The sequence below is a fragment of the Streptomyces albospinus genome, assembly GCF_014648695.1.
Lineage (GTDB): Bacteria > Actinomycetota > Actinomycetes > Streptomycetales > Streptomycetaceae > Streptomyces > Streptomyces albospinus.
In genome coordinates, this window is sequence record NZ_BMRP01000035.1 from 48,635 (window position 1) to 73,946 (window position 25,312).

General features: G+C 70.4%; 22 protein-coding genes. 11 read left to right on the forward strand and 11 right to left on the reverse strand.

All coding sequences use genetic code 11. The features are described from left to right. The first annotated feature begins 6 nt into the window (after positions 1-6). Both IEZ17_RS31840 and IEZ17_RS43180 read left to right on the forward strand, forming a co-directional pair. A complete protein-coding gene (locus IEZ17_RS31840) occupies positions 7-1,200 on the forward strand; it encodes a winged helix DNA-binding domain-containing protein (protein WP_189306224.1) in 1,194 nt (397 codons plus the stop codon). 215 nt (positions 1,201-1,415) lie between these two features. Then, a complete protein-coding gene (locus IEZ17_RS43180) occupies positions 1,416-1,694 on the forward strand; it encodes a Rossmann-fold NAD(P)-binding domain-containing protein (RefSeq protein WP_229852844.1) in 279 nt (92 codons plus the stop codon). A gap of 444 nt (positions 1,695-2,138) precedes the next feature. On the opposite strand, the gene IEZ17_RS31850 is transcribed toward IEZ17_RS43180, so the two are convergent. Continuing rightward, complete coding sequence (locus IEZ17_RS31850) at positions 2,139-2,900, reverse strand: SDR family oxidoreductase (protein ID WP_189306226.1); 762 nt, start codon at positions 2,898-2,900, stop codon at positions 2,139-2,141. Positions 2,901-3,050: 150 nt separating this feature from the next. Here IEZ17_RS31850 and IEZ17_RS31855 point away from each other — a divergent pair, with 150 nt between their 5' ends. Continuing rightward, positions 3,051-3,917 (forward strand): helix-turn-helix transcriptional regulator, encoded by an 867-nt coding sequence (locus IEZ17_RS31855; protein WP_229852845.1) that lies wholly within the window; start codon positions 3,051-3,053, stop codon positions 3,915-3,917. 62 nt (positions 3,918-3,979) lie between these two features. Continuing rightward, a complete protein-coding gene (locus IEZ17_RS31860; protein ID WP_189306228.1) occupies positions 3,980-4,273 on the forward strand; it encodes a hypothetical protein in 294 nt (97 codons plus the stop codon). Between the two features lie 101 nt (positions 4,274-4,374). Here the strand turns inward: IEZ17_RS31860 and IEZ17_RS31865 are convergent, their stop codons facing one another. Beyond that, positions 4,375-5,343 (reverse strand): ArsR/SmtB family transcription factor, encoded by a 969-nt coding sequence (locus tag IEZ17_RS31865; protein ID WP_189306230.1) that lies wholly within the window; start codon positions 5,341-5,343, stop codon positions 4,375-4,377. 130 nt (positions 5,344-5,473) lie between these two features. Between IEZ17_RS31865 and IEZ17_RS31870 the strand changes: the two genes are divergently transcribed. Then, positions 5,474-6,820 (forward strand): alpha/beta hydrolase family protein, encoded by a 1,347-nt coding sequence (locus tag IEZ17_RS31870; protein WP_229852846.1) that lies wholly within the window; start codon positions 5,474-5,476, stop codon positions 6,818-6,820. 119 nt (positions 6,821-6,939) lie between these two features. Next, positions 6,940-7,491 (forward strand): hypothetical protein, encoded by a 552-nt coding sequence (locus IEZ17_RS31875; RefSeq protein ID WP_189306271.1) that lies wholly within the window; start codon positions 6,940-6,942, stop codon positions 7,489-7,491. On the opposite strand, the gene IEZ17_RS43185 is transcribed toward IEZ17_RS31875, so the two are convergent. Continuing rightward, positions 7,448-8,029 (reverse strand): transposase, encoded by a 582-nt coding sequence (locus IEZ17_RS43185; protein ID WP_308427730.1) that lies wholly within the window; start codon positions 8,027-8,029, stop codon positions 7,448-7,450. The two genes, IEZ17_RS31875 and IEZ17_RS43185, sit on opposite strands and share 44 nt — an antisense overlap. Before the next feature lie 36 nt (positions 8,030-8,065). Next, positions 8,066-8,239 carry a transposase gene (locus tag IEZ17_RS43190; RefSeq protein WP_229852847.1) on the reverse strand — a complete coding sequence of 58 codons (174 nt, stop codon included), beginning with the start codon at positions 8,237-8,239 and terminating at the stop codon, positions 8,066-8,068. A gap of 544 nt (positions 8,240-8,783) precedes the next feature. On the opposite strand from IEZ17_RS43190, the gene IEZ17_RS31885 reads away from it, so the two are divergent. Beyond that, a complete protein-coding gene (locus tag IEZ17_RS31885; protein WP_189306232.1) occupies positions 8,784-9,794 on the forward strand; it encodes a hypothetical protein in 1,011 nt (336 codons plus the stop codon). 479 nt (positions 9,795-10,273) lie between these two features. Here IEZ17_RS31885 and IEZ17_RS31890 read toward each other — a convergent pair whose 3' ends face one another. After that, complete coding sequence (locus tag IEZ17_RS31890; RefSeq protein ID WP_189306234.1) at positions 10,274-10,507, reverse strand: cold-shock protein; 234 nt, start codon at positions 10,505-10,507, stop codon at positions 10,274-10,276. 364 nt (positions 10,508-10,871) lie between these two features. Beyond that, positions 10,872-13,202, reverse strand: coding sequence for an NACHT domain-containing protein (locus IEZ17_RS31895; protein ID WP_189306236.1), 2,331 nt, complete (start codon positions 13,200-13,202; stop codon positions 10,872-10,874). Positions 13,203-13,364: 162 nt separating this feature from the next. Here IEZ17_RS31895 and IEZ17_RS31900 point away from each other — a divergent pair, with 162 nt between their 5' ends. From IEZ17_RS31900 to IEZ17_RS31910, 3 genes are all read left to right on the forward strand, one after another. Beyond that, a complete protein-coding gene (locus tag IEZ17_RS31900) occupies positions 13,365-14,438 on the forward strand; it encodes an AfsR/SARP family transcriptional regulator (protein WP_189306273.1) in 1,074 nt (357 codons plus the stop codon). Next, positions 14,435-15,157, forward strand: a complete 723-nt coding sequence (locus IEZ17_RS31905) for a DUF6585 family protein (protein ID WP_229852848.1) — start codon at positions 14,435-14,437, stop codon at positions 15,155-15,157. Before IEZ17_RS31900 ends, IEZ17_RS31905 begins: the two co-directional genes overlap by 4 nt. Before the next feature lie 216 nt (positions 15,158-15,373). Further along, complete coding sequence (locus IEZ17_RS31910) at positions 15,374-16,129, forward strand: PE-PPE domain-containing protein (protein WP_189306238.1); 756 nt, start codon at positions 15,374-15,376, stop codon at positions 16,127-16,129. A gap of 160 nt (positions 16,130-16,289) precedes the next feature. Here the strand turns inward: IEZ17_RS31910 and IEZ17_RS31915 are convergent, their stop codons facing one another. The 5 genes from IEZ17_RS31915 to IEZ17_RS31935 all read right to left on the reverse strand — a co-directional run bounded on the left by IEZ17_RS31915 (position 16,290) and on the right by IEZ17_RS31935 (position 24,265). After that, on the reverse strand, positions 16,290-17,417 hold the full coding sequence (locus IEZ17_RS31915) for a substrate-binding domain-containing protein (protein WP_189306277.1): 1,128 nt from the start codon (positions 17,415-17,417) through the stop codon (positions 16,290-16,292). Between the two features lie 86 nt (positions 17,418-17,503). Beyond that, entirely contained in the window at positions 17,504-18,544 is a 1,041-nt protein-coding gene (locus tag IEZ17_RS31920) for an ABC transporter permease (RefSeq protein ID WP_189306240.1), read from the reverse strand. Then, entirely contained in the window at positions 18,541-20,076 is a 1,536-nt protein-coding gene (locus IEZ17_RS31925; protein ID WP_229852849.1) for a sugar ABC transporter ATP-binding protein, read from the reverse strand. Before IEZ17_RS31925 ends, IEZ17_RS31920 begins: the two co-directional genes overlap by 4 nt. Before the next feature lie 172 nt (positions 20,077-20,248). Further along, entirely contained in the window at positions 20,249-23,089 is a 2,841-nt protein-coding gene (locus IEZ17_RS31930) for a SpoIIE family protein phosphatase (protein WP_189306244.1), read from the reverse strand. Positions 23,090-23,296: 207 nt separating this feature from the next. Beyond that, complete coding sequence (locus IEZ17_RS31935) at positions 23,297-24,265, reverse strand: cyclase family protein (protein WP_189306246.1); 969 nt, start codon at positions 24,263-24,265, stop codon at positions 23,297-23,299. A 487-nt stretch (positions 24,266-24,752) separates the two neighbouring features. Between IEZ17_RS31935 and IEZ17_RS31940 the strand changes: the two genes are divergently transcribed. After that, on the forward strand, positions 24,753-25,312 hold a 560-nt coding region (locus IEZ17_RS31940; protein ID WP_189306248.1), incomplete at its 3' end, for an APC family permease.

Sequence of the window (25,312 nt, forward strand, 5' to 3'; positions counted from 1 at the left end):
CACACCATGACTGTCCTCACTGTCCTGCCCCGCGTCACCGGCGACCAGCGCCGCGCCCACCTGGTACGCCGTCATCTTCTCGCGCCCTCCGTGCGCGAGAAGACGGCGGAGGCAGTGGCGCAGGCACTGATCGGCCTGCACGCCACCGACCCCGCCACCGTCTTCCTCGCCGCCGCGGCCCGCATGCACGCCCCGACCGCCGCCGGTATCGACCACTCCCTCTACCACGCCCCCGCCGGAGCCCCGGCTCTGGAGCGCATACGGTGCATGCGCCGCACCATGTTCGTCGTCCCGGCCGGCCTGGCCCCGGCCGTACGCTCGGCGACCGTACGCGACCCCCACCGCCACCGTGCCGAGACCCTCATCCACCTGCACCAGACCCTCGGTTGGGACGCACACCGCTACCAGGCCGTGGAGCAGGCCGCCGTGGCGGCGATCGAGGCCCGCGGGCGAGCCACCGCCGCTCAACTCGCCGTCGACGTACCGGACTTGCGCGAGCAGATCGTCACCTTCCCCGGCAAGTCCTACGAGTCCCGCCAGCGCGCCGGCACACCGGTCCTGGGCGTGCTGGCCGCCGAGGGCCGCATCCGCCGGGACCGCCCGGCCGGCTCGTGGACCTCCGCCCAGTTCCACTGGGCACCGGCCCGCCCTCTGCCGGAGATCCCCGGCCCCCAGGCGAAGGCCACGCTCGCCCGCCACTACCTGTCGGCGTTCGGCCCCGTCACCGTGGACGATCTGAAGTGGTGGACCGGCTGGAACCTCACCGACACCCGCAAGGCCCTCGCCGGCACCGGCGCCCGGGCCGTCGAACTCGACGAAGGCACCGGCTACCTCCTGCCCGAAGACCTCGACACCACCCCTGCCGACCCCGAGCCCGCCGCAGCCCTGCTGCCCAGCCTCGACCCCACACCCATGGGCTGGCGCCACCGTGACTGGTACCTCGACCCCGGTCACACCAACGCCCTCTTCGACCGCAACGGCAACATCGGCCCCACCATCTGGTGGAACGGCCGCATCATCGGCGCCTGGGCCCAACACCCTGACGGACACATCAACCACCACCTCCTCACCGACCCCGGCGCCGAGGCCCGCGCAGCCGTGGAGACCCAGATCAGCCGCCTGACCGCCTTCCTCGACGGCACCCGCATCACCCCCTGCTACCGCACCCCTCTCGAACGCCAACTCACCACCCACCCCTGACCAAAACCCCAGTCGGCTCCGACCGGTCCACCGCCATGGACCGAGACGTGATCGTCGTCTGTCACGGAAGGCTGATGACCGGCGAGTTCGTGCCGCCGAAGTCCGAGCGGCATGGAGTACCGGTCCCGTAGGCCAACGCGGGTGCGGCTCGCGCCTCGCCAGGTGAGCATGACGAGAGGGACCGCGCGGCCGGGCCGACGACAGGAGGGCATCGGATGCAACCCAGGAACGTGTTCAAGGCCCTGATCATCGGCGGATCCGTCGGAGGTCTCGCAGCAGCCCACGACATGCGAGCCGTCGGTGCCGTCGCCGCCGTGTACGAACGCTCCGCGGGCGGGATGGAGGCCCGTGGAGCCGGGATCGTCATGCAGCCCGAAGTGGAGTCACTCCTCGTCCGGCTGGGCATGTCCGCCCGATCGGTGGGCGTCGAGCTGAGCGAGCGCCAGCAACTCCACGTCCATGGCGGCGCCACCCGGTATGAGGCCCCCAGCTGATGACCGCCTGGGACACCCTCTACCGGACGCTGCGCGAACCCCTCGGCGGCGTCTGCTACCGCCTGGACAGTGCCCTGCGACGCGTCGGGGTGGAAGGCTCCGCGGTCACGGCCGAGTTCGCCGACGGGTATACGGCACAGGGCAACTTCCTGGTGAGAGCGGCTCTCGCACCTGCTCGCTCTGTCGCATGCCGGGATCGAGCCGGCCAACCGATCAGCACTCGGGACGGTAGCCGGCCGCCGCTTCTTCGCCTCCGCCACATAGCCGGGCGCTCAGCCGCCGTCACGCTTCGCTGCATGCCTCGGCGAACGGCGCCACGGACACCGCTGTTCCCGGCGCCCCGCCACCGAATCCGATCGGCGGATGCGCTGCATCGACGGCGGCCTGCGGGCGGCGACCCGTGCCGATCCCGCTCGCTGACCGCCACCTTCTCCGGAGGAGATGTCATGCCTGCCGAGTCGGCAGCACGATCGCCTGGCGCAGGTTCACATGGCGGGCGCGGCTGGTCGTGTAGGCGATCAGGTCCGCGATGTCGTCCGCCGACAGGCCGATCAGCGCGTCGAACATGCCGTCCAACTGGCCGGACAGCTCCGCGTTGTCGATGTGGCCGCCCAACTCCGTGTCCGTGAGGCCCGGTTCGATGTTGGTGACACGGACATCGCGCGGGCCCAGCTCCGTGCGCAGGGACTGCGAGAGGTACGTCAGGGCCGCCTTCGTCGCGCCGTACACCGCGTAGTTGGGGAACGCGATGTGGGCGCCGATCGACGAGATGTTCACCAGGTCCGCCGTCCGGCCCGCCGCCGCCACCGCGATCAGGTCCGGCGTGAACGCGCGGATGACGCGCAGCGCGCCGGCCACATTCGTGTCCAGCATGCGCTGCCACTCGTCGGCGCGGCCGTCGGTGACGGGGTTCGGCAGCATCACGCCTGCCGCATTGACCACCAGGTCGACATCGCCGTACGCGGCGTGCACCCGCTCCACCGCCGCATCCACGGAGGCCGCGTCGGTGACATCGGTGGCCACCACGAGGGCCTGACCGCCGTCCGCCTCGATCTTGGCAGCCAGCTCCGTCAGCCGCTCGGCGCGGCGGGCGAGCAGCGCCACCCGCACGCCGTGCGAGGCGAGCAACCGGGCGGTGGCCTCGCCCATGCCGCTGGCGGCTCCGGTGACGACGGCGGTGCGGCCGGCGAGGGTGTCGTACGACATGGGAACTCCTGGTTCGGTGGTGTCGTCGCCGGGCGTCTCCCGGTGACGACAACCACTCTGGGCCCGGCCGGCACGCTTACCCAGGGCTGCCGTTTTCCTGGGTCCGGCAGTACCAGGAACGGCTCGGACCCGGGGCCTAGACTCGCCGGCATGGACATACCCATCGGCCGGGAACTCGGCGACTTCCTGCGCTCGCGGCGCGCCCGCATCCAGCCCGAAGAGGTCGGGCTGCCAGGACATGGCAGGCGGCGGGTGCCGGGCCTGCGTCGCGAGGAGGTCGCCCAGCTCGCGGGCGTCAGCGTCGACTACTACATCCGCCTCGAACAGGGCCGCGGCCCCTCCGTCTCGGACGCCGTACTCGACGCCATCGGGCGCGTCCTGCGCCTCGACGACACCGAGCAGGAATACCTGCGAACGGTGGCCCGGCCCGCCTCACGCGGTACGTCCACCACGCGCTGTAGGTCCGCCGCCGGCCCCGTGCCGCAGCAGGTCCGCCCTGGCCTGCGTCTGCTCCTGGACGCCATCGACAAGGTCCCGGCGTTCGTACTCGGCCGCCGTATGGACGTGCTCGCCTGGAACGACCTGGGCGATGCCGTCGTCGGCTTCTCGCAGATGGCGCCGAAGGACCGCAACATGCCGCGCCAGGTGTTCCTCAACCCCCGGGCGCGTGAGCTGTACCCGGACTGGCCGGCGGTGGCCGCGGAGACGGTTGCCCATCTGCGCCTGGACGCGGGCAGCCATCCGCAGGACGGACAGCTGGCCACGCTGGTAGGTGAGTTGTCGCTGGGGAGCGAGGATTTCCGCCGACTGTGGGCGGACCACCAGGTCAAGGAGAAAACCTACGGGGCCAAGCGCATGATGCACCCGGTGGTCGGCGAACTCACCATGCCCTACGAGACGTTGACGGTGTCGGGGGAGCCCGATCAGATGCTGGTGGTCTACACCCCGGAGCCGGGTTCACAGTCGGAGGAACGCCTGAAGCTCCTGGCCAGTTGGGCAGCGACACCGGAGGTCTGACCCGCGCACGGTCCAGCAGGGGACCGGACAGCGCGTCTCCGGGACCGGAAGGCACAGCGCCTGTGACGGCCCGGGCGACGGCCCGGGAGCGCACGGGCGGGGCTTTCGATGACAGCCCGGATCACGCCAGACAGGAATGCGGCGGACACCCAGCGGGTGGTATCGGTGCCAACACCGCCCTACGCGACGCGAGCCTTCTCGCCGCCGCGTTGGAGCAGGCAGCCGACGGCCGCCCGAATGTCGAGACCGTTGCCGCGTACGAATCCGTGATGACCGGATACGGCTTCGACGCGGTGTGCTCGTCTACGGAAAACGGGCAGCGCACGCTGGGCCAGGACCCACTGCCGATGTCCTGAGAGCGCTCCCGCTCACGCGGATACGGCAGCCGCGTCGCTCAGACCGCATCTGCGAACAGCACACCTGGCGCCGCAGGATCGGCCGAGCGCGCCGCCGCTGGTCACGACCGGCTCGCGGCGCGGCGGACAAGAAGGGCGCCGAGGGCGGTGCGGCGGTGGATGACGGCGCGGCCGGCGCGGGATGTGGTGATCAGGCCGGCGCTGCGCAGGGTGGCGGTGTGGGTCGAGGCGGTGGCGTTGCTGACGCCGAGCCGCCGGGCCAGGTCGCTGGTGGTGTGCTCGTGGTCGAGGAGCAGCAGCAGCGCGAGGCGGGTCCGGCCGAGAACCTCGGGCAGTGAGTTCTCGCTTGCGAGCGGGAGCGGCAGGCCAGGGCCGGCCGGATAGGTCAGAGCCACGGGACGGTCGGGCAGGTCGCAGATGAGGGGGTGGCCGGTCCAGTGGAAGGAGGGCAGGAGCAGCAGGCCGCGGCCGTCGGGCCGGATGTCGCGCCTGAACGGCGCGTCCAGCTCCCAGAAGTCGTCGCGCAGCCGGGAGCCGGGGACGAGGTCGGTGAGTGCGGAGACGATGCCGTGCTCGGCGACGGCCACGGCGTAGCGGGTGAACTCCGCGTGGTGCAGGTCCTGTACTGCCGACCAGACCGGCCGCAGCACGGTGTCGAAGGCGGCCCGCTGGGCGCGGCTGAGGATCTGCCAGGCGTCGGTGTCGCCCCGGTGCAGGTCGCGGACCCACGGCGGGGCCGCAGACGAACTCGGGGCGTTGGCATAGATGCGCTCGAGCTCGGCGCGGACCAGCTCCGGGCGCCAGGACCGGGTGGCGTCGAGCCCGTCGTCCAGCGTGTCGTCGAATACGTCGAGGAAACCGGGGGCCTGCCCGGCCGGGACAAGGTCCCTCAGCGGACGCACGGCGGCGGGCAAGGCTCGCAGCAGCTGCCGTCTCCAGTGGCCGAAGAGCAGATCCCCGTCGTGACTGCACGCCATGGACAAGGCGGTGTTCAGCTCCTGCAACGGTGCGGGCCGGGCCGCGAAACGGATGCGGGCGATGTCGGCGACGGTGAGGTGGATCCGGATCACTACACCCCCCTGCCGAGGCGCCGCCATGGTTTCGGGAAGAGCCTAAACGATCGCCCGAGCGCGCCGCCGGGCGCCAGTATCCGGGACATGAGGTCTTCATTTTCGTCAATGGCGGTAACCCGCCGGACAGTTGCCAGGGCGGCGGTGCTGGGGGGGCGCGCTGCTGCTCACGGGCGGCGGCATCGCACGGGCTGCGGTACGAACGCAGGCGCAGCAGCAGGCGGCGGGCGGGGTGACCCTGCGGCTGCCGAGGCCGACCGGGCCGCATCCGGTCGGGTCGACGACGCTCTATCTCGTCGATCCCAGCAGACGTGACCCGTGGGACCCGGCCATCCCTGTCCGGGAGGTGATGGTCACCGTGCTCTATCCGGCCGACCGCCCGCGTATCAGCCGCTACCCGGTCGAACCGCAGATGACCGCGCGCACGGCGGCGGTGTTTGCTCAGCTCGCTCCCCTGGAACACCCGCAGTTGCCGACCGTCGGCGTGGACTGGGCGGCCACCTCGACCCACGCCCGCGCGGGCGCGCCCGCCCAGGCGGTGCGGCGGCCCGTCGTGCTCTACAGCCCCGGTGGCGGCGACCTGCGCACACTCGGAACCTGTACCGCTGAGGAACTGGCGAGCCGGGGCCATGTGGTGGTGACGATCGACCACCCCGGGGACGCTTGCGCAGTCGAGTTCCCCGTCACGACGAACTACCGGCCCGAGCCCGTCCGCACGACGGAGCTTCGAGGCGATCCCCGGACGCAGCCGGACGTGTACCGCACCGTGATCGCTGCCCGCCTCGCCGACACCCGGTTCGTCCTGGACCAGCTCGCGCTCCTGACGGACGGACACAACCCCGACGCGGCCGGCCGCCCGATACCCCAGCACCTTCCCCGGGCCCTTGATCTGGCACGGGTCGGCATGTACGGGCACTCGGTGGGCGGCACGGCGGCGGCCGAGGCAGCGTACGACGACCGTCGGATCCGTGCAGTCGTCAACATGGAGGGGTATCTGGACTACCCGCCCGACCATCCGGGCAAGCCGGGGCCGCTGTTCCCTGTTGCCCGGTACGGACTGGACCGGCCGATGCTCTTGCTCGGTACGGACGGCTTCCGTGACGCGGACATCAACCGGTCCTGGTCGGCCATGCTCGCCCACCCGAACCGGCGCAGCCACTGGCGGCAGATCGACGACTCCATGCACTGGGTGTTCAGCGACTTCGCCGCGTTGGCTCCGCAATTGCAGGCGACGGGGTTGATGACGGTCGAGGGCCGAAGTCAGATGGTGGGCACGATAGCCCCGACGTGCTCGGTGCCGAGGGTGCGCGGCTGCATCCTCAGGTTCTTCGAGCGAAACCTGTCCGGCGCACAAGGGCCCCGGCCCGCGGCTACGAACCGCGCATCATCGTCATCCACGAACCGTGCTTATGGTTACTTCAGCCCTTCTTGCAGTCGCCGCCATCGGGCCACGTCCGCAGTCGAGCCGTACGACTGAACTGTAAGAAGCTGTTGTCTTTCCGATCTTGAGGTCTGCGTTTTGGCTGTTCGGGCATAGGGTCGGCGACCTCTTGGGAGTGGTGACCTGTCGTGTCGTCGCTCTGGTGGGGGTTGTGGATGCCGTCGGTCGTGGGGCTGCTGGAACAGCGCGAGCTCGCTGCTCGCCGTCGCGTGGAAGAGCTGCGAGAGGAGGCCGAGCGCATTCAGGCCGAGCTGGCCGCCGCCGAACAGGACGGGCAGGAATGGGTGATCGCCCGCTCGCGGGTCTGTGAGGTGCTGACGCCCGTGGACGAGAGCGGGCAAGGTCACGCCCAAGCCGCCCGGACGGCGCCGGCCGCCGAGGGGCAGCCCGGGAAGACGTCTTCGGAGCCGGGGGCGGCGAGGCCGACGTCGCAGGTGCCGGTGTGGCGTGTGGGGCTTGCCTGGTCGGTGCTGTCGGTGGACTACCAGCGCATCCTGCGGGCCCTCGCGGACCGGGCCCGGCTCGGCCAAGGTCCGGGGAGCTGCCAGGAGTTGGCCGCCTGCTTCGGTATGGAGATGGTGCCGGCCCGGGTGGAGGCACTGCGGTCGAAGGCCAAGCGCCTGCTGGCCCGTGGGTGGCTGGCCGAGCCCGCACCGGGCCGGTTCACGCTCGCGAAGGGCGTGACCGGGCCAGGCGGCGGGTCATGAGCAGGGGCATCGACCAGTAGACCATCGTCTCGGCGCTGCTGGTGCGGCGCTCGAAGTCGCGCACCAGGCGGCGGGTGCGCATCAGGTGGGCGAAGAACCGCTCGACGATCCACCGCTTGGGCAGCACCACGAACCCCTTCCGGTCGTCGCTTCGTTTGACGATCAGAAGCACCAGGGTCAGTGCGGTGAGGCAGTGCTCGATGAGGCCGCCGGTGTAGCCGCCGTCGGCCCAGACGAGCTCCAGAAGGTGGTGCGCGTCGGCCACCTGGGCGAGCAGTCCCCGAGCGGCGGTGCGGTCGCCGATGTCCGTGGCGGTGACCGTCACCGCCAGCAGCAGGCCGAGCGCGTCGACCACGACTTGCCGCTTACGGCCGTTGATCAGCTTGCCGCCGTCGAAGCCACGGCTGTCGGATCCGACGACGGCGTCCGCCTTGACCGACTGCGAGTCGATCACGCCCGCGCTCGGCTCGGCGTCCCGCCCCGCCCTCTCTCGCACCCGCGAACGCAGCCGGTCGTGGAACTCCTTGACCAGGCCCAGGTCGCGCCAGCGGCGGAAGAATGCATATAAGGGGTCTCACGGCGGAAAGTCCGCCGGCATCGCCCGCCACTTGATTCCGTTGTCGACCAGGTAGTGGATCGCGTCCAGCATCGCCCGGTGGCAGTACGCCTCCGGCTGCCCGCCCCGCCCCTCCAGCCACCCCGGCGTGGGCAGCGCGACGAGGACCTGGGCCCACTCGGCATCACTCATGTCCGACGGATACCGTCGCACACGCACGCCATGGTCGGCCGCATTCCCGTATGTGTGAGCGAGGCAATCACACGACGACACGAGGGAGTTGGACGCGGCAGGAGCGAGCGCGACAGACTGGGACAACAGGGCCTCTCTGTCGCTCGGTAGGACTTCGACAATCCCCGAACTGTGCAGGAGGCCCTGCCTCTATGCCTCCGCTGGCCCGCGATCACCCGATCGAGATTCCCCTCCGATCGGCAAGCGCCCTGATCGTTACGACAACGGTCGGCGCACCGCACCGTAATCCTCCGGCCGGGCTGACACTCACGATCCGGCTTCCCCCGCGCGGGGGAAGCCGGATGATCCGTGGGATGGATGTGATCAGCGCGGGTGGTGCGGAATCTTGGAGCGTCGGCAATCCGGATATACGGGGGTCACGGTGGTTGTTCCTGCGAACTCGGAGGTAGGTGGCGTTCCTAAGCCGCCGACCGCAAGCCCGGGGCGGATGTTGTGGTGGCGGCGGTGGCCCGTGTGGGCGCCCGCGGCAGCCGCATCCTGGGGCGTGTTGTACGCCGCTGTCGAGGTCACCTGGGCGGTAACGGGCACCACCGTGCAATGGAAGGAGCACTCCGCGTACGCGCCAGGGGTCCAGCTCTTCCTGGCGGCCCTCGCGCTCCTGGCCGGCGGCGCCTGCCTGGCCAGCACCCGAACGCTCGCCAAGCTCGGCCGGGTTGTGGTGGCGACGGCGCTGATCGTGGCGCTCCCGGTGTTCGTCGTGGGAATGAACGGGCTGCCGATCTATTTCGTGACGATTGCGACGCTCTCGGGGGTCGAGAGCGCCACCGGGCTGGCCCAGGTGCTGCTGAACACGGCCGGCGCCGCCCTCCTGCTCCTCGTCGGTCTGTCGTACCGCCGACGGCTGCGCGGAGACTGCCCGCGATGCGGGCGGCCGCACGCCGGCACCAGCGACGGCCCGCTTGCCCACCCAGCCGCCTCCCGAGCCCCGAAGCGGACCCGCATCGCGGTGTACCTGCTCATGGGAGGACTGCTGCCGTGGGCGGGAACCAAGACCATCTGGACGCTGGGCGGCAACGCGCTCGGCGTCGCGGGCGATGATTGGCAGAGGACGTCGATCGCCAGCGCGTCGGGGCCGTCGAAGGCAACCGCGTCGGCGGGGATCGACGTGACCGTGCTGGCCGCGATGGTCGGGATCTTCCTGCTGCTGGGGCTGCTGTACGCGTGGGGGCAGGTGTTCCCCCGCTGGACGCTGTTCTTGTCCGGACGACGGGTCCCGCGCCTGCTGCCCTTGATTCCAGCCTGGCTGACCGGTATCCCACTGGCGATGTACGGGGCCGCCCTCCTCAGCATGGCCCCGCTCATGGCTGCCGGTGTGCTGCCCAAGATCAAGCCGGACCCGCCGTTCACCACCAGCTCGGGGATCACCTGGTTTGTCGAGTTCGGCGGCCTGGCATTCGCCGGTCTGGGCATCGGCCTCATCGTGGCCGCCCGCTCCTATGCCGCCCGCACCCACCCCGTCTGTGCCAGCGCCACGGCAACGGAGAGGCCCAAGTAGCCAGGTACCGGAATGTCAGCTTCCCGCTGGCGATCAATGAGCAGCCGCGGCGGTTCCCGGTCAAAGCGCAAGATCGCCCGTCAGGCCGACTGGGCTTTCGCACGCCCGGCACCGCCCGCGATCACCCGAGCAAGATACCCGTTCGATCGACAAGCCCCGCGATCGGTACGACAAAGGCTTCTCAGGCACTTGGGGAAGCTTGGCGATCAGCTGTGCGATTGCCTTTGCGTCCCCCTCCTCGGGGCGGGGGCGTACCCGCGAACGTCGTGCACCCTCGCGTACTGCTACAGCTGCCTGCCGAGTTCGGCGGCGGCCCGGCCGGGTGCCCCATCATCGCGGTGGGCCGGCGCGCGATGATGCCGAGCAGCCGCTGCTCGGCATCGGCGTACAGCTCTTGGACCCCGGCCGATAGATGCTTCGTCATGGCGGGGTGAAGGGGCATGTCGGCTCACCCCCGGGGGTGTTGCCGGATGCGCCGGTTACTCGTGGTGGGTGGCTCCCGGGGAGTGCCTGACGATGCTGAGGTGTTCCGCGTGCCAGCCGTTTTCGTCTTCCACCGGCACGTAGGTCACCCGCAAGCCTTCGACGACAAAGGTTCCGTCCTCTATGGCCCGGCTGTCCACCCTCACCTCGCGGTCGTCGTCCCCGTCGATATAGCCGATGCCCCGGACCTGGTTGTACCACCGGACCACACCACTGACCTTGTCAGCCATCTTTTCGCCTCCAACTGAGGTGCCTGAGCACGCTGTTGTCTGTCGCATCGGGTCATTCCCGCCCCGACGTGGCGCGCACCCTGGTCAGATGTATTAACTTCGCTACAGTCCCCCCAGAGACCGGCGGCTTTCCAGCACGCCCGGCGCCCCCGGTGTTGTACGCCTCGGTGACGGCGTCGAGGAATTCGAGGACGGGCGGCCGTTGCCAAGCTCAAGAAGGCCTCAGATCAAGCGTGTTGTTCCGATGCCCGATGTCGGATCGCCCGTGACATACGCCGAGCGCACTCGGCTTTCCCGTCGGAGCGCAGGACCGAGGAGGCGTGGTCCCTCACGCTGATGCGTGGTGTCATCGGTTCGCCAGTAGTCAAGGGCCGCCGGTTCCGTGGGACGCGGAGCGACCACGCGTAGCCCGGTATTCGCGGGCGAGGTGGTGTTGGAGGCGGGCGTGGCGGAACTGGTAGACCGCGCCGGCCTGTCGGAGGACGCCCCGCTGATAGGCGTCCTCTAGGAAGGTGACGACGGACCAGGGCAGCCGGCCGGTCAGCGGTAGCCATATCCGGGCGAGGACTGCCCACTGGCCCCAGGCGGTAAGACTGAGCACGTAGCCGAGGACGCCGCCGAGTCCGCCGATGACGCCGAGCTTGAGCGCGGCCGTGACATTCCAGACGAGCGGGCCCAGGACCGCCGACATGGGCCGGATCGCCATCTCGGATCCGAAGCCGACCAGGAGGCCGAAGGTGGGGCCCCAGACAAGGAACTGTGCGGCGACCGTGCGGGAGTTCGCGCGCAGGAGGCTGACCGGATTGACGGCGGACCGGATGTCGAGAGGGGTCTCCAGAAGGGTCAGGAGGCCGAAGGTGGGGCCGGCTCCCAGTGCGAAGAACAGTCCGTAGAGGATGCCGTCGCCGAGGCCGACGGCAAGGCTGGTCGGGAGGCTGATGTGAAAGAAGAAGCCGTTGATCACTCCGCGTACGAAGCCGTAGCCACAGCCGAAGACGAATCCGCACAGCACCCCGATCACCAGCCGGGGGAGGGGTCTCCGCATGGATTTCCCCTGCCTGCCGAACAGCTTCATGCGCACGCCGGACGGCTCCACCGCCGCGTCCTTGGCCGCGACCATGAACCAGTATGCGATCCCGAACATGAGCCCCGACATGAGCCCTGCCACCAGCCCGTCCGCGAGCTGGAATTCGAGGGGGTCGAAGAGGGCACCGACGACGCAGTCGACGAGCCCGATGGCCAGGCAGATCACCAGCGCCGTCGTCAGCGTGCGCGTGGAGCGGCGAAGTCCGCAACCCAGCCGCCACCACTCCAGGTTGGGGGTGTCGAGTCGGGTCAGGTGGTGGGCGAGGTAGCCGAGCCAGTACTGGGCGCGTTCCGGGTCGAAGGCACGGTGGTGGCCGGGGCGGTGCTCGGGCCGAGGGCGGTAGACCGTGGCGGTGAAGTTGTCGAGGAGGTGGTCCTCCAGGTCCTCGGGGCTGCCGAATCGCCGGGTGTCCAGGAGAGTGGCCGGGTCGGTGTCGGGGGTGTCGCTGTAGACGGCGCGGGCGAGCGTGACCATCAGCGGAGTGGTCAGCACCGTGGCGAGGTTGGCACCGGCCCGGCCGTGCGGCCGTTCACGCAGCTCACTCAGCACGGGGTCCCAGGCGGTCGCTGCGGGGTCTCCGCCGCGGGCCTTGCGTGCGGTGCGCGGAAGGTAGGCGGCCAGGTCGTCCAGGGTGAGGTCGGTCATCTCCACCGCTGCGGCGGAGGTGAGCACATCGGTCTCCGCCACGGCGGCGGCGTACTCGGACGGGCGGCTCGTCAGCAGCAGGGGCAGCGTGGTGGCGTTGAGCGCTTCGAGCGCGGGACGGCGCAGGCCGCCGGCGATCTCGTCGAAGCCGTCCAGTACGGGGAGCACGCCGCCGGTCTCGACCAGCGCGGCGGCCAGGCTCGACCCACCGGGTCCCGGGGCGGCAAGGCCTGGGTGATCGCGCGTGAGCTGCGCGGTCAGCCAGTCCCGGAACGTGACGGCGGTGGGGTCCCACGAACCGATGCTGAAGATCACCGGTACGGGTTCGGCGCGGGCCCTGGACTTCAGATGCTCCAGGACGAACCGGACGGCGAGGATCGTCTTCCCGGAGCCGGACCGGCCGAGCACCACCAGCCGTCCGGACGGGATCCGCCGGTATACGCCCACGATCTCGTCCAGTCGCCCGCTCAGGTCCAGCGGGCCGCGCGTATCGCCGGCGGGCAGGCGGCGGATGTTGGCCCAGTGGTCGGTCAGTTCCTCGGGAACCGGTTGCCAGCGCACCGGCAGTGGGTAGGGGTCATGGACCTGCCGTTGTTCCTCCTCGCGCTGCCAGCGCGCAGCCACCGCCTGCGCGAGTTGCTCGGCGACGTCGGCCAGGGATTCGTGCAACGCCGAAACCGGCTGCCCCGTGACCGGTTCGGTGTGGTCGGCCGGGTCCTCGGGCTGGTCTCCGTCGCCGCTCCGGGGGATGGCGGCGGCCAGCAGCTCCTCGCGTTCCTCGGCTGTGAGCCCGAGGGCATCGGCGAGCAGCCGCACGGTGGTCACCCTGGGGTCGGCCCGCTCTCCGGTCTCCAGTCCGCGGACGGTGCGCACGCCCACCCCGGCGCGCTCGGCCAGGGTTTCCTGAGTCATCCCCGCCTTGCGCCGCAGCTGCCGCAGCAGCGGGCTCAACTCATTGGTCACAGGTCACGCCTTCCCCCCGGCATGTCGATTTCCCCAGGTGAGGGACTCTATCGCGGCCACCGGCCGGATACGGCCGGTCTGCTGGCCTGTCCGCTGCCCGGTGCCGAGACCAGCATCGACGGCATCCGCCAGACCGACCAGCAGGGAGCCCGGGGGAGCCCGATGCCGACGACCGTAACCACCGGCCAATCGACCGTCACCACACTCACGCAGCAGGAGCGCGAGGTGCTGTACGCGGTCGGTTGCGGCCTGGGAGACGCCGAGATCGCCTCGGTGCTCGCCATCCCGAAGGACACCGTGGCCGAGCACCTCGCGCGGATCCTCGCCAAGCTCGAACTGCGCGACCGAGCCGCCGCCATCGTCCACGCCTTCGACTGCGGCCTGGTCGTGCCCGGCCGCGGTCCCCGTAAGCAAGCGGCGAGCCCCGCTCCGCGGACCGCCGTCCGTCCCGCGCGCGAACCGCAGTTGCGGATCTCCGTGCTCGGACCGTTGCAGTCGTGGCGCGACGGACAACCCGTGGATCTGGGCCACCTGCGCCAGCAGGCCGTGCTGGCAACGCTGGTGCTGTGCCCGGACCGGACGGTCAGCCAGCAGGAACTGCTCGACGGAGTGTGGGGAATGGAGCCGCCGATCACGAAGGTGGTGCCGGTGTACATCTACCGGCTGCGCAAGATCCTGCACATCGGGGACGGCAGCCCGGCCCCGGTGATCCGGCGCGATCGGTGCGGCTACCGGCTGACCCCCGGCGCGGTCGAGGTGGACGTGGCACGCATGGAGGAACTGGTCAGCGCCGCCGGGAGGGCCGAGCGAGCCGGTGAACTGCCGGAGGCGGTCCGCATCTGCGCTCAGGCACTGGACCTGTTCCGCGGGGAGCCGCTGGCCGGTCTGCCCGGGCCGTTCGCCGAACTGGAGCGGCTGCGGCTCACCGAGCGCCGGATCGCCCTTGTGCAGCGGAAGCTGGACTGGCAGCTGAGGCTGGGTCAGCACGCCGAGGCGATCGCCGAGCTGCGGGCCCTGGCGGTGGCGCAGCCCCTGAACGAACCGGTCGCCGCGATGCTGATGCGCGCCCTGTACCGCAGTGGCCGGCAGGTCGATGCGTTGACGGTGTTCGACCGTACCCGCCGCCGGCTGGCGGACGACCTGGGCGTGCCTCCGGGCCAGATGCTGCGGCGCACGCACCAGATGATCCTGCGCGGGCACGACGCCGGCCTCGGCCTCACCCGAACCGCGCCGTGAGCCGACGGACGCCGCGTACCTGCGGTGACGAGCTGCTGCTGGCGAGGATCTCCGCAGCGGCCGGCCGCGAGCACATCGGCAAGAGACGTGCCACCTATGCGGCAGCCGTGCACACCACCCCCTCGCATGCCGTCCCGGTCCGGGTGATCCGGGGCCTGCTGGCCTTCGCCCGGTACGGCCGGCCTTGCGGAACGAAGGCGGGTGCGGAGGCGCGACTGGACCTGTACGAGCGCGGGATGACCATTGCCGTCAAGGGGCGGATCCATGTCGTCCGCTACGACACCACCGCGGTGTTCCGGAAGAGCATCCGGAACCGGCACGACTCGGCCCGCGTCGGTACCACGCGCATCTACACGCTCATCGATGTCGACGGGGAGCGGGTCGTGTTGCAGGGCAGGCCGGCGGACAGCGCGGCGGCGGAATGGGAGCCCGAGATCCAGCGGGCGGTCACCCATGCCCAACTGCCCTGGGCATGGGCCGCGCTGGACAACGGCGAGCGACTCACCTTCGGCGACATCTGGCTGACCAAGGAGAAGGCCGGGTCGGGAGAGGTGTCGGCGCGGTGGCCGCAGGTGCAGCAGATCGAGATGAAGGACGGGGCCATCAGCCTCAACATCGACGGGAATTGGAGCATTCTGGGACCAATGGTGTCCCAGGTCCCGAATCTGTTCGTCTTGTGCAAACTCGTTGAGCGCCTTCGAGCGGACGGCACGTGCTGATGGCGGTGAGCTGACTCTGGGAGGCTCCGTCGATGCCCGCAGGCGATCCGGCAGGCCGCCACAGTCGCCAGGCTCCAGGAACGCAGGGTCCGTTGCTGGGTCGAAGGCGGCGCCATCAGCGCTTTCATCGCGTTTCATCGGCATTCCAACGGCCGCGGTTAACGTCAAGGCCGAGCACGGCAGTTGTGTTCTACCTCAACTCGGGGAGAAGCAGAGATGACCTTGTCCAACAGGTGGAAGAAGGCGATCGGCGCGGCCGGAGCGACGGCATCCGTGGTCGCCCTCACCGCTGTCGCGCCCACCGTTGCCCACGCCGACCCGGTGCACCACTACTACCTGGAGGTCGGCGGCACGGGCTCGGCGGCGCCCGCGCCCGACTGCACCTCCACCTACGGATTCGCCAACAAGCACCTCAACGGTGGTATCCCGGTGCCGGTCTGCTACCCGGCGAGCGCCGGACCCTGGCTCAACGGTCACAACCTTCCGGACCTCAACGCACCGAGCTACGACGCCAGCGTGCGCGAGGGGTACCGCAGTCTGTTGGCCGCCGCCGAGGACACCTACCACCGTGATCCGGGCGCCCGCTTCACGATCGTCGGTTACTCGCAAGGCGCGCAGGTGGCCGACCAGGTGCTCCAGAAGATAGCCGGCGGCGGCACCGACATCCCCCGCTCGCAGGTGAACGGCATGCTGTACGCCGACCCCATGCAGCCCGGCACCGGCATCGGGGCCCGGGTGCCCAAGGGATGGAGCGCGTTGGGATTCACCTCTCCCGGCGCCGGCCCGGCGAAGTTCGACGGCGTCCCGGTGCACCGCTTCTGCATCCGCACCGACCTGGCGTGCGACGCCACCTCGCTCCAGTCGATCCCCGGCTTCCTGACCCAGCACCCCAAGTACTGGCAGGACGGCAACGTCATGGTGCAGACCATCGGCCACGACGGTGGTGACGGGGTCACCTGGTACAACTCCTGATCGCCCTTCAGGCAGCCCCGTAACCGCGGGATGTGCGGCACGGTCCGGTCGGCGCAGCCCGGTCGAGCCGTTCTCGTGGGGGAACGGCCGCTCGCAGGGAGGGAGTCGGGAGGCCGTCGGGGAGGCGGGCTCGGCGGGTGGGCTCCGGCCGTGTCGTGTCCTACCTGTGCCAGATCTTCCGGTATGCCGCGCGGTAGCCGGGTGGGTCCCATGTCGTGGCCCCGCTGCTGTTGGCGGCCGTGGAGATGTGTACGGGGGCGACGTATCCGCTGGCGGGTTTCCGGGAGAAGGCGCGGTTGAACTCGTCGAGGATCTGCCAGCCCTGCTGGGAGAACGGTTCGGGCACGGTGGCCGCCTGGAACTGCCTGCTGTTGATGCGCTGGAAGGCGGAGGGGTCGCCGTCGCCCGCGCCGATGTTGAAGGGGGCGGCGCCGCCCTTCCTGCGTGCGGCGCGCAGGGCCGGGGCGGCGTCGGCGAAGTACACGTCGTTGATGGCGACGGAGTGGGTCCAGGCGTCCCGGAAGCGGGAGAGAAGTGAGGAGACCGCCTGGGGGGTTCGGCTGCTGGTGTCCGAGATCGGGATGTTGTCCTCCGCCAGGAGCTTCACGCCTGAGCAGGTGGCCAGTTGCTTCTTGATCAGTTCGGACTTGGTTCTGGCGAAGGGGATCGAGGCGTCGGTGAACAGGACGACTCCGGCGTGGCCGTGGGAGTGCGCGATGATCCACTCCGCGCTGATCCTCGCGACGTCCTCGACCCTGGTGGTGATGTTGGTGAAGAGTTCGGGGTGCTTGCTCGGGCCGGGTGAGCCGACCGCGTGCCAGCCGACGAGCGGGATGTGTTCCGCGGTGGCCTTCGCGACCTGCTGAGACGTCAGGTCGGGGTCGAATCCACCGATGACGATGCCCGATGGACGCAGGGTGATGGCCTGGCCGAACGCCGCCTGGATCCCGTCGGGGGTGCCTTGGCCGTCGATCACCCGGAGGTCCCAGCCGATGGCACGGGCGGCTTCCGCCACGCCGTTGGCGGCGCCGGCGACGCCGGGGTTGGTCATGGTCTGCGCGACATAGACGATGTTCCTTCCGGTGGTCGCCGTGGGGCCACCGGTGGGGCCGGTGGTCGCCGGGTTGGCTTTCTCGGCCTGCTCAACGGCCGCTTCGGCGCGGGCCAGGGCGATGGGGCAGCCGCTCTTCGCCGGGCCTGGCGAGGGGGGGCCGCCGCCGACCGACGTGCCGCGCTCGCAGCCGAGGAGGACCGTGCCTGCGGTGAGGACAGCAGCCGCCACCGTCACCGCGACCGCGCTGCCCGGGGTGGTCGTGCGCGGCGAGAGGGCGGGGGCGCCTCGCAGGGGGATGACGCGGCGGCGACGGGCGGAGGTCACGGGGTGACCTCGGGCGGGTCGGGGAGGGCTCGGGGAGGTTTTGTCCGTTGGCGGCGCAGCTGTCGGCGGGTGGCGTATCCGGCCATGCCGACGGCGAGGAGCAGGGTGGCGCCGTTGAACAGCGGGGTGACCCAGAACTGGGCGCCCAGCTGCCCGATGCCGGCGAGGCCGATGGCGAGGACGACGACGGCGACCAGGGTTCCCAGGGCGTTCGCCCGGCCGGGTCTGATGGCGGTGGAGCCGAGCAGCGCACCCACGAAGGCGGGCAGCAGGTAGTCCAGGCCGACGCTGGGGTTGCCGATGCGCTGCTGTGCGGCGAGCAGGACACCGGCGATGCCGACGACCAGGCCCGATCCGGCAAAGGCGTAGACGACATAGCGCCGGGTGGGGATGCCCACCAGTTCGGCGGCGCGGGGGTTGGAGCCGATGACGTACAGGTACCGGCCGAGGGGCAGTCGTTCCAGGAGCAGCCACAGGACGGCGGTGAGCGCGAGGACGTAGCAGGCGGATACCGGCAGGCCGAGGAACCTGGAGTCGTAGAGGTCGGTGAAGGCGGCCGGCAGGCCGTGCGGGCCGGGGACGATCCGGGCCCCGTTGGTGATCCAGCCGGTGACGGCGTACAGGATGCTGCCGGTGCCGAGGGTGGCGATGAAGGAGTTGATCTTCGCGAATTCGACGACCACGCCGTTGAAGGCGCCGACGAGTGCCCCGCCGAGGACCACCAGGAGACAGGCGAGCGGCCAGGGCCAGGCTTCGTGGGCGACGAGCTGCATGGTCATGACGTGGGCGAGGCCGAGGCCGTAGCCGATGGACAGGTCGAACTTGGCGGTGACGATGGGGATCATCGCGCCGAGCGCGAGGATGGCGGGGATCGACTGGTTGGACAGGACCTCGGAGATGTTGTCCAGGGTGGGAAAGGTGTCCGGCAGCGCGAGGGAGAACGCCAGGAACAGCAGGGCGGCCAGGGCCAGGAGGCCATATGCACCGATGAGGTGCCCGAACCGGCGGCTCGGCGGGCGGCGGGGGGAGGGGGTCAAGGTCCCGTCGTCCCGGTGAGCGGGGGCATGGCCGAGGAGGCGCGGGCGAGCCCGGCGACGGTGAGGGCTGCGCCGCTCAGTTCCGTCGTCACCGCCCCGCGGACGAATACCAGGGCGCGATGGCACACGTGGGCGACCTCCTCGAAGTCGGTGGACAGGAGCAGGACCGCGAGGCCGTCGGCCAGCGCGTCCTGGAGCAGGTGGTAGATCGCTGTCTTGGCGCCGACGTCCACGCCTGCGGTCGGCTCTTCGAGGATCAGCAGCTTGCGGCTGATCCGGAGCCACCGGCCGACCATGACCTTCTGCTGGTTGCCCCCGGACAGGGTGGAGATCGGTGCTTCGCTGTCCTGGGGGTGGACCGCAACCCGGTCGATCAGGGCAGTGGCCTGGGCCCGTTCGCGCCGGGGACTGATCCAGTGGAAGGCCGGGAGGCCGTCCAGCCGGGGGTTGGCCAGGATGTTCTCCCGTACGGTCAGTTCGGCGGCGCAGCCCTCTTCCTGGCGGTTGCTCGTCACGAAGCCGACGCCGGCGTCGACCGCGGCGGCGACCGAGCGCGGTGCGTACGGCCGCCCGTCGAGCAGGGCCCGTCCGCCGAGGACGGGCCGGGCGCCGGCCAGGGCGCGGCCCAGTTCCATGTGTCCGGCGCCGGTGAGACCCACCATCCCGAGGATCTCGCCGGCGCGCAGTTCCAGGCTGATCGGTGCCGTGTTGTCGGTGCGTACGCGGTCGAGGCTCAGGACGGGGCGGCCCACGGCGGGGGTGAGCCGGTAGCGGACGGGCTCGTGGCCCACGATGTCGCGCACCAGTCGGGCGGGGCTGTGGTCGGCGAGTGCGCCCTGGCTGATGAGGCGGCCGTCGCGCAGGACGGCGAAGGCATCGGCGACCCGGTAGACCTCGTCGAGCCGGTGGGTGACGTAGACGATGGCGTGCCCCTGGTCGCGCAGGGTGTGCAGTACGCCGAAGAGCCGGGCGCAGTCCGCGGCCGGAAGACTGGCGGTCGGCTCGTCGAGGACGATGAGTTCGGCCTGTGTGGACAGTGCGCGGGCGATGGCCACCAGGGAACGTTCGGCGCGGGGGAGGCCGGCGAGGGGGGAGCGCGGGTCGAGGTGCGCGGCGACGATGCCCAGGGCCGCGGCGCCCTGCCGGCGGGTCAGCCGCCAGGAGACCAGTCCGGCGCGGCGTGGATAGCCGGTGCCCAGTGCGATGTTCTCGGCGACCGTCATCCACTCCACGAGTCCCAGGTCCTGGTGGATGAAGGACATGGAGCGGGAGGCCGCTTCGCTGCCGAGCGGGTGGCCGGCAACCGTCACCGCGCCCTCGTCCGCGTGGTGGACGCCCGCGAGCACCTTGATGAGGGTGGACTTTCCGGCACCGTTGGGACCGAGCAGGGCGAGGATGCTGCCGGAGTGGATGTCGAGGTCGACGGCGTCCAGCGCGAGTGTGCCGCCGAACCGCTTGCTGAGGCCGTGGATGCGGACGAGAGGCTCGGGTCCGCGGTGCGCGGGAGGGGGGTGGGCAGGAGCGTCGTGCACGGACTTCTCCGGGGTCGGCCTCTCGATCGTTCCCGGCTGACGGGGCGGTGTCGCCGGGCGCTGCGCGGTGGTCACGGCGCCGTGCGGTGCGGTCTCACGACGTACTTCCGGCATCTGCTACCGCATTTCCGCCATGCTACGACCCCTTTTGCCGTCTCTGTCTGATGAAACCTCAGATGGCGGGAATGTCGTCGAAATGCGGTAGGGCGATGCCGGGCTTTCCGCCGGTGAGTTCCAGGGCGCACTCGGCCCAGATGGCTTTGCCCTCGGGGGTGTAACGGGTGCCCCATGCCTGGGCGATGTGCGCGACGAGGAACAGGCCACGGCCGCCCTCGTCGGTGGTGGCCGCATGGCGCAGGTGCGGGGCGGTGCTGCTGGTGTCGGAGACCTCGCAGGTCAGCGTGCGGTCGTAGAGCAGGCGTACCTGGATGGGGGCGGTGCCGTAGCGGATGGCATTGGTGACCAGCTCGCTGAGCAGCAGTTCGGTGGAGAAGGCGACCTCCTCCAGTCCCCATACGGCCAGTTGACGGGCCACGGCCGCGCGCACGCCGGAGACGAGCGCCGGGTCGGCGGGCAGCTCCCAGGTGGCGATCCGGTGTGCGTCCAGGGCATGGGTACGGGCGACGAGCAGCGCGATGTCGTCGGTGGGGTGGTCGGGCACCACCGTACGGAGGACCGCCTCACAGGTGTCCTCGGGCGGGCGGTTCGGGTGCGCCAGGGCTCGGCGGAGCTGGTCGAGGGCGGTGTCGAAGTCGCGGTGGCGGTCGTCGATGAGCCCGTCGGTGTAGAGGATGAGCTGGCTGCCTTCGGGGAGGTGGAATTCGGCGGTTTCGAAGGGCAGACCACCCAGCCCCAGCGGCGGGCCGGCGGGCAGATCGGGGAAGGCGACGGTGCCGTTGGGGTGGACCAGCGCCGGTGGGGGGTGGCCGGCGCGGGCCATGACGCACGTCTGCGACGTGGGGTCGTAGACGGCGTACAGGCACGTGGCGCCGATGATGCCGGTGGTTCCGGTGCTTCCGGTGGAAGGCTCCTCGTTGCCCTCGTCCCGGTCGAGACGCCCCACCAGGTTGTCGAGGCAGGTGAGGACTTCGTCGGGGGCGAGGTCGAGTTCGGCGAAGTTGCGGGCGGCGGTGCGCAGTCGGCCCATGGTGGCGGCGGCGTGCAGCCCGTGCCCGACGACGTCGCCGACGACGAGGGCGACGCGGCTGCTGGACAGGGGGATGACGTCGAACCAGTCTCCGCCGACTCCGGACGCGGCAGGCAGATAGCGGTAGGCGACCTCGACGGCGTTCTGGTCGGGGAAGCTGTGCGGCAGCAGGCTGTGCTGGAGGGCGAGGACCATGCTGTGTTCGCGGGTGTAGCGGCGGGCGTTGTCGATGCAGATGGCGGCGCGGGTGGCGAGTTCCTGGGCCAGTGAACGGTCGTCGTCCCCGAAGGGGGCGGGGTCCCGCGAGCGGTAGAAGCTCGCTACGCCCAGGGCGATGCCGCGGGCCACGAGGGGGACGGCGATGAGGGAGTGGACGTTGTGGTCGAGGAGGTCCTGGGCGTGCACGGGATCTTGGGCGATCCAGCCTGCGGCAGTTCTCAGGTCGGGTTCGAGGACCGGCTCCCTGCTGGCCAGGCAACGGAGTTGGGGAGTGGTGGGGCGCAGCTCGACCGGCTGGCCGGCGGGGTAGAAGGGGCAGTCCTCGCGATAGCCGTGGACCACCGTGCGGTGCAGGCCGGTGCGGGCATCGGTCGGCTCATCGCCGCGCAGTACGGCCTCGGGAAGGTCGATGGTGACGAAGTCGGCCAGGCGCGGAACGGCCATCTCGGCGAGCTCCCCGGCGGTGCGGCTCACGTCCAGGGTGGTGCCGATGCGGGCGCTGGCCTCGGACAGCAGCTCCAGGCGGCGCCGGGCCGCCACGGCGTACGTCCCCACTCCCGGCTCGCCCACCATCACCAGCCCGCTGGCCGCCCGGTCGGCGGGATGTCCGGCGGCGCCGGGTGCGCGAGCCGTCGTGGCCGTTCGGCGGGGCGGGGTGTCCGGTGGGTGCCCGAGCGGCCGGCCGGTGGGGTCGAGGACCTGCCCGGCCAGGGGACTGACCGAGGGGCCGGCCGCGGCGGGGACGGCGATGCGCTGGTGCGGTGCCGGGAAGATCGCCTCGATGACGATGCCCGCCACCCCGGTTCGGCTCGTCACCGGGCTGCTGAGCAAGGTCACCCGCCGGCCGCTGGGGAGGGGAACCTCTACGGCGGCGCGCTGGGCCAAGGAGATCAGATCGGCGGCCCTCTCCTTGAGGATCATCTGGTCCCGCCAGTCCAGTCCGCTCTCGGCGAGCTCGCCGAGCCGTCCGTCGCCGGCCGGCGTGCGGCGCCTGGCATCGACGTATGCCTCCAGGAGGGCGCGCTCCCGCGACGAGCTCTGCTCCAACAGCCGCCGTTCGATGGCTCCGGCCGCTCTGCGGATCACGGTGTTCAGCTCCGCGTCCACGTCGGTGATCGGATAGCCGAAGCAGAGGATGCCCTCGATGCGTCCGCTGAGCAGGTCCCGGACGGGGATCGCCGAGCACGCATTGGACTGGGAGCGTTCGGCGAAGTGCTCGGCGCCGTACACGTGGATCAGCTGCCGTTCCGCGAGCGCCAGACCGATTCCGTTGGTCCCGCCGAACTGCTCGGCGAACACGAAGCCCGGGAGGCTCTGGATCGCGGCCAGATGCCTGACCTGGGAGGCCTCGCCGAAGCGGCGTTGCAGCACGGCCCCCTGTCCATCGGCCAGGGACACGTTCATGTTCCTGCCCTCGAACAGGGTCTGGAGCCGGTCCAGTACGGGCGCGGCGGCGTGGACGAGCCGTCCGTCCAGGTCGAGATCACGGCGATAGGGAAGCTCGCATCCGTCCGGAGAGAGCCCCAGTGAGAGGGAACGCTGCCACGAATTCAAGATCGAGTTTCTTACGGTCCCCTCGATCGACTCGCCGTGAAGGAACTGGTCACGGGCGCGTGCGGGGCCGATCTCAACTCCCACGAGCCCCATCCCGACCACTTCCCTTTTCGGTACAAACGCTGTAGTCACCCTGCGTCGGAAAATCCGTACCGTTTGATCCAATTGTAGAGCTTTGCGTAGTCGGTGGTACGCGCCTCCCATCGGGACGCGACGGTCGCCGCCGCGTCCTCCGAGGCCGGATCCCGGCCCGTGGGGGCAGGTGTCCCGGACCCGGCCCGGCGCCGCGCGGCCCGGTGGTCACAGCATCGCGAGCGGAGTGACGGGTGAGCCGGTGCCTCCGGGGATGTTCAGCGGAGCCACGACGAGCAGGAACGCGTAGCGGCCCGCGCCGACGCAGGCGGCGGAGAGCGCTTCGAGGTCGAGGTTGTCCAGGAGCGGTACCCCCATCGCAACGATCGCCAGTGCATGGACCGGAGAGTGCACACCCTCGACCGGCGAGGGGCGCACATCGCTGTCGCCGTCGCCGCCGAGCAGGGCGATACCGCGCTCGGCCAGCAGGGGCATGGCGTTCACGTGGAGGCCCGCGCTCGCCGCGTCGGGGTTCCAGGCGCCCCGTTCCGCGCGGCGTCGGACGCTGCCGGTGCGCAGCAGCAACGCGTCGCCCTCGCCGATCGTGACGTCGAGCGTGCGCTCCGCCGCGAGGATGTCCGCGGCGTGCACAGCTTGTCCGGGCTCCAGCCACCTGCTCCCCGAGACGCTGGGCAGATCGAGGAGCACGCCCCTGGTCACCAGCGGACCGAGCGTCGACACGGCGCCGAACCGGGCACCTCGGGAGTCGACGAGGTCGCGCGCCGGGCGGCCGTCGTGGAGTTGTCCGCGGTAGGCGACGTGGGACAGCGCGTCGAGGTGGGTGACGGCCTTGCCGTGGTAGTCGACGGCGATGAAGTCCTTGTGCGTGGCGGGTTCAGGCGCCTCGACGTCGCCGAGGTCGGACATGAAGTGCAACGCGGGCCTGCTGTTGTCCGGGCCGGCCGTCGTGTCCCACGGGCGTGCCATCGGGACGACCGTTCCGGACCGCACCAGGGCGGTGGCCCGGCGTACGTGGTCGGGGGATACCCGGTTCCAGGCGCCGCGGTCGGCGACAGCCCAGCGGCCCCACGTGCGGACCGTGTCGAAGAGCGCGTCGAACTCCTCGTGGGAGACGGCGGGTCCGTTGCCGGTACCGGCCGGCGGAGGAGTGGGGGAGTCGCTGGGGTTGCTGGTCATCTGCCGCTCACGGGTCGCACCAGGAGCCGCTCCTGACCGTGCGGCCCACCTTCCCAGCATGTCCCCTTCGAAAGGTGCCCCGCATGCCGTGCGGCGTCGGCGATCCGCGGCGCCTGCCGGCGGCACCTCCGCGGGGCTTCGATCTCTCCGCGCCGCGATGATTCAGCACCGCATTCGCTGAAGAGGGCGCAAGACCATAGGCGCTGAAAAGTAATGCCACCAGTACACAAGCTCAAAGATTTCACCAAAGAGAATTCGCCCATTCGGTGGGCTGTACAGGTAATTGTCCGCCTACTGACCGGTATCCGGACTGGTCTGTCGCGGTCGGGTGGCCGCACATTCCGCCATATGTCCCGAGTGGTGATCACCGAAGTCGGTATGAATTTTCTTTGGAATGTAACTATTCAGCCAACGGCTCTTTGCACGGCTCTCAATGCTCCCTACGCTGAGGCAACTTTTCGGCCAGCTCTGTCTTGAAAGGCCCTCCATGGCAAGCGTTGACGAGATCACGCCCATGACACGCACATCAACATCCCTTCGGAGGGACGTAGGACTGATCGGCCTGATGTGGGCCTCGGTCGGTTCCATCATCGGGTCCGGGTGGCTCTACGGAGCCCAGAAGGCCGTCGTTGTTGCGGGTCCGGCCGCGATAATCTCCTGGGGCATCGGTGCGGTCGCGATCGTGCTCCTGGCACTGGTGCACGCCGAGCTCGGCGGCCTCTTCCCGGTGGCCGGTGGCACGGCCCGCTATCCGCACTACGCCTTCGGCGGCCTGGCCGGTATGTCCTTCGGCTGGTTCTCCTGGCTCCAGGCCGCGACCGTGGCCCCGATCGAGGTCGAGGCCATGATCGGCTACGCCGGCCACTGGTCATGGGCCAAGAGCCTCCAGAATGCGAACGGAACCCTCACGACATCCGGCATCATCGTCGCGGTCGTCCTGATGGCGATCTTCGTGGCGGTGAACTTCCTGGGCGTGAAGGTGCTGGCCCACACCAACAGCGCCGCGACCTGGTGGAAGATCGCCGTACCCCTCGGGGCGATCTTCGT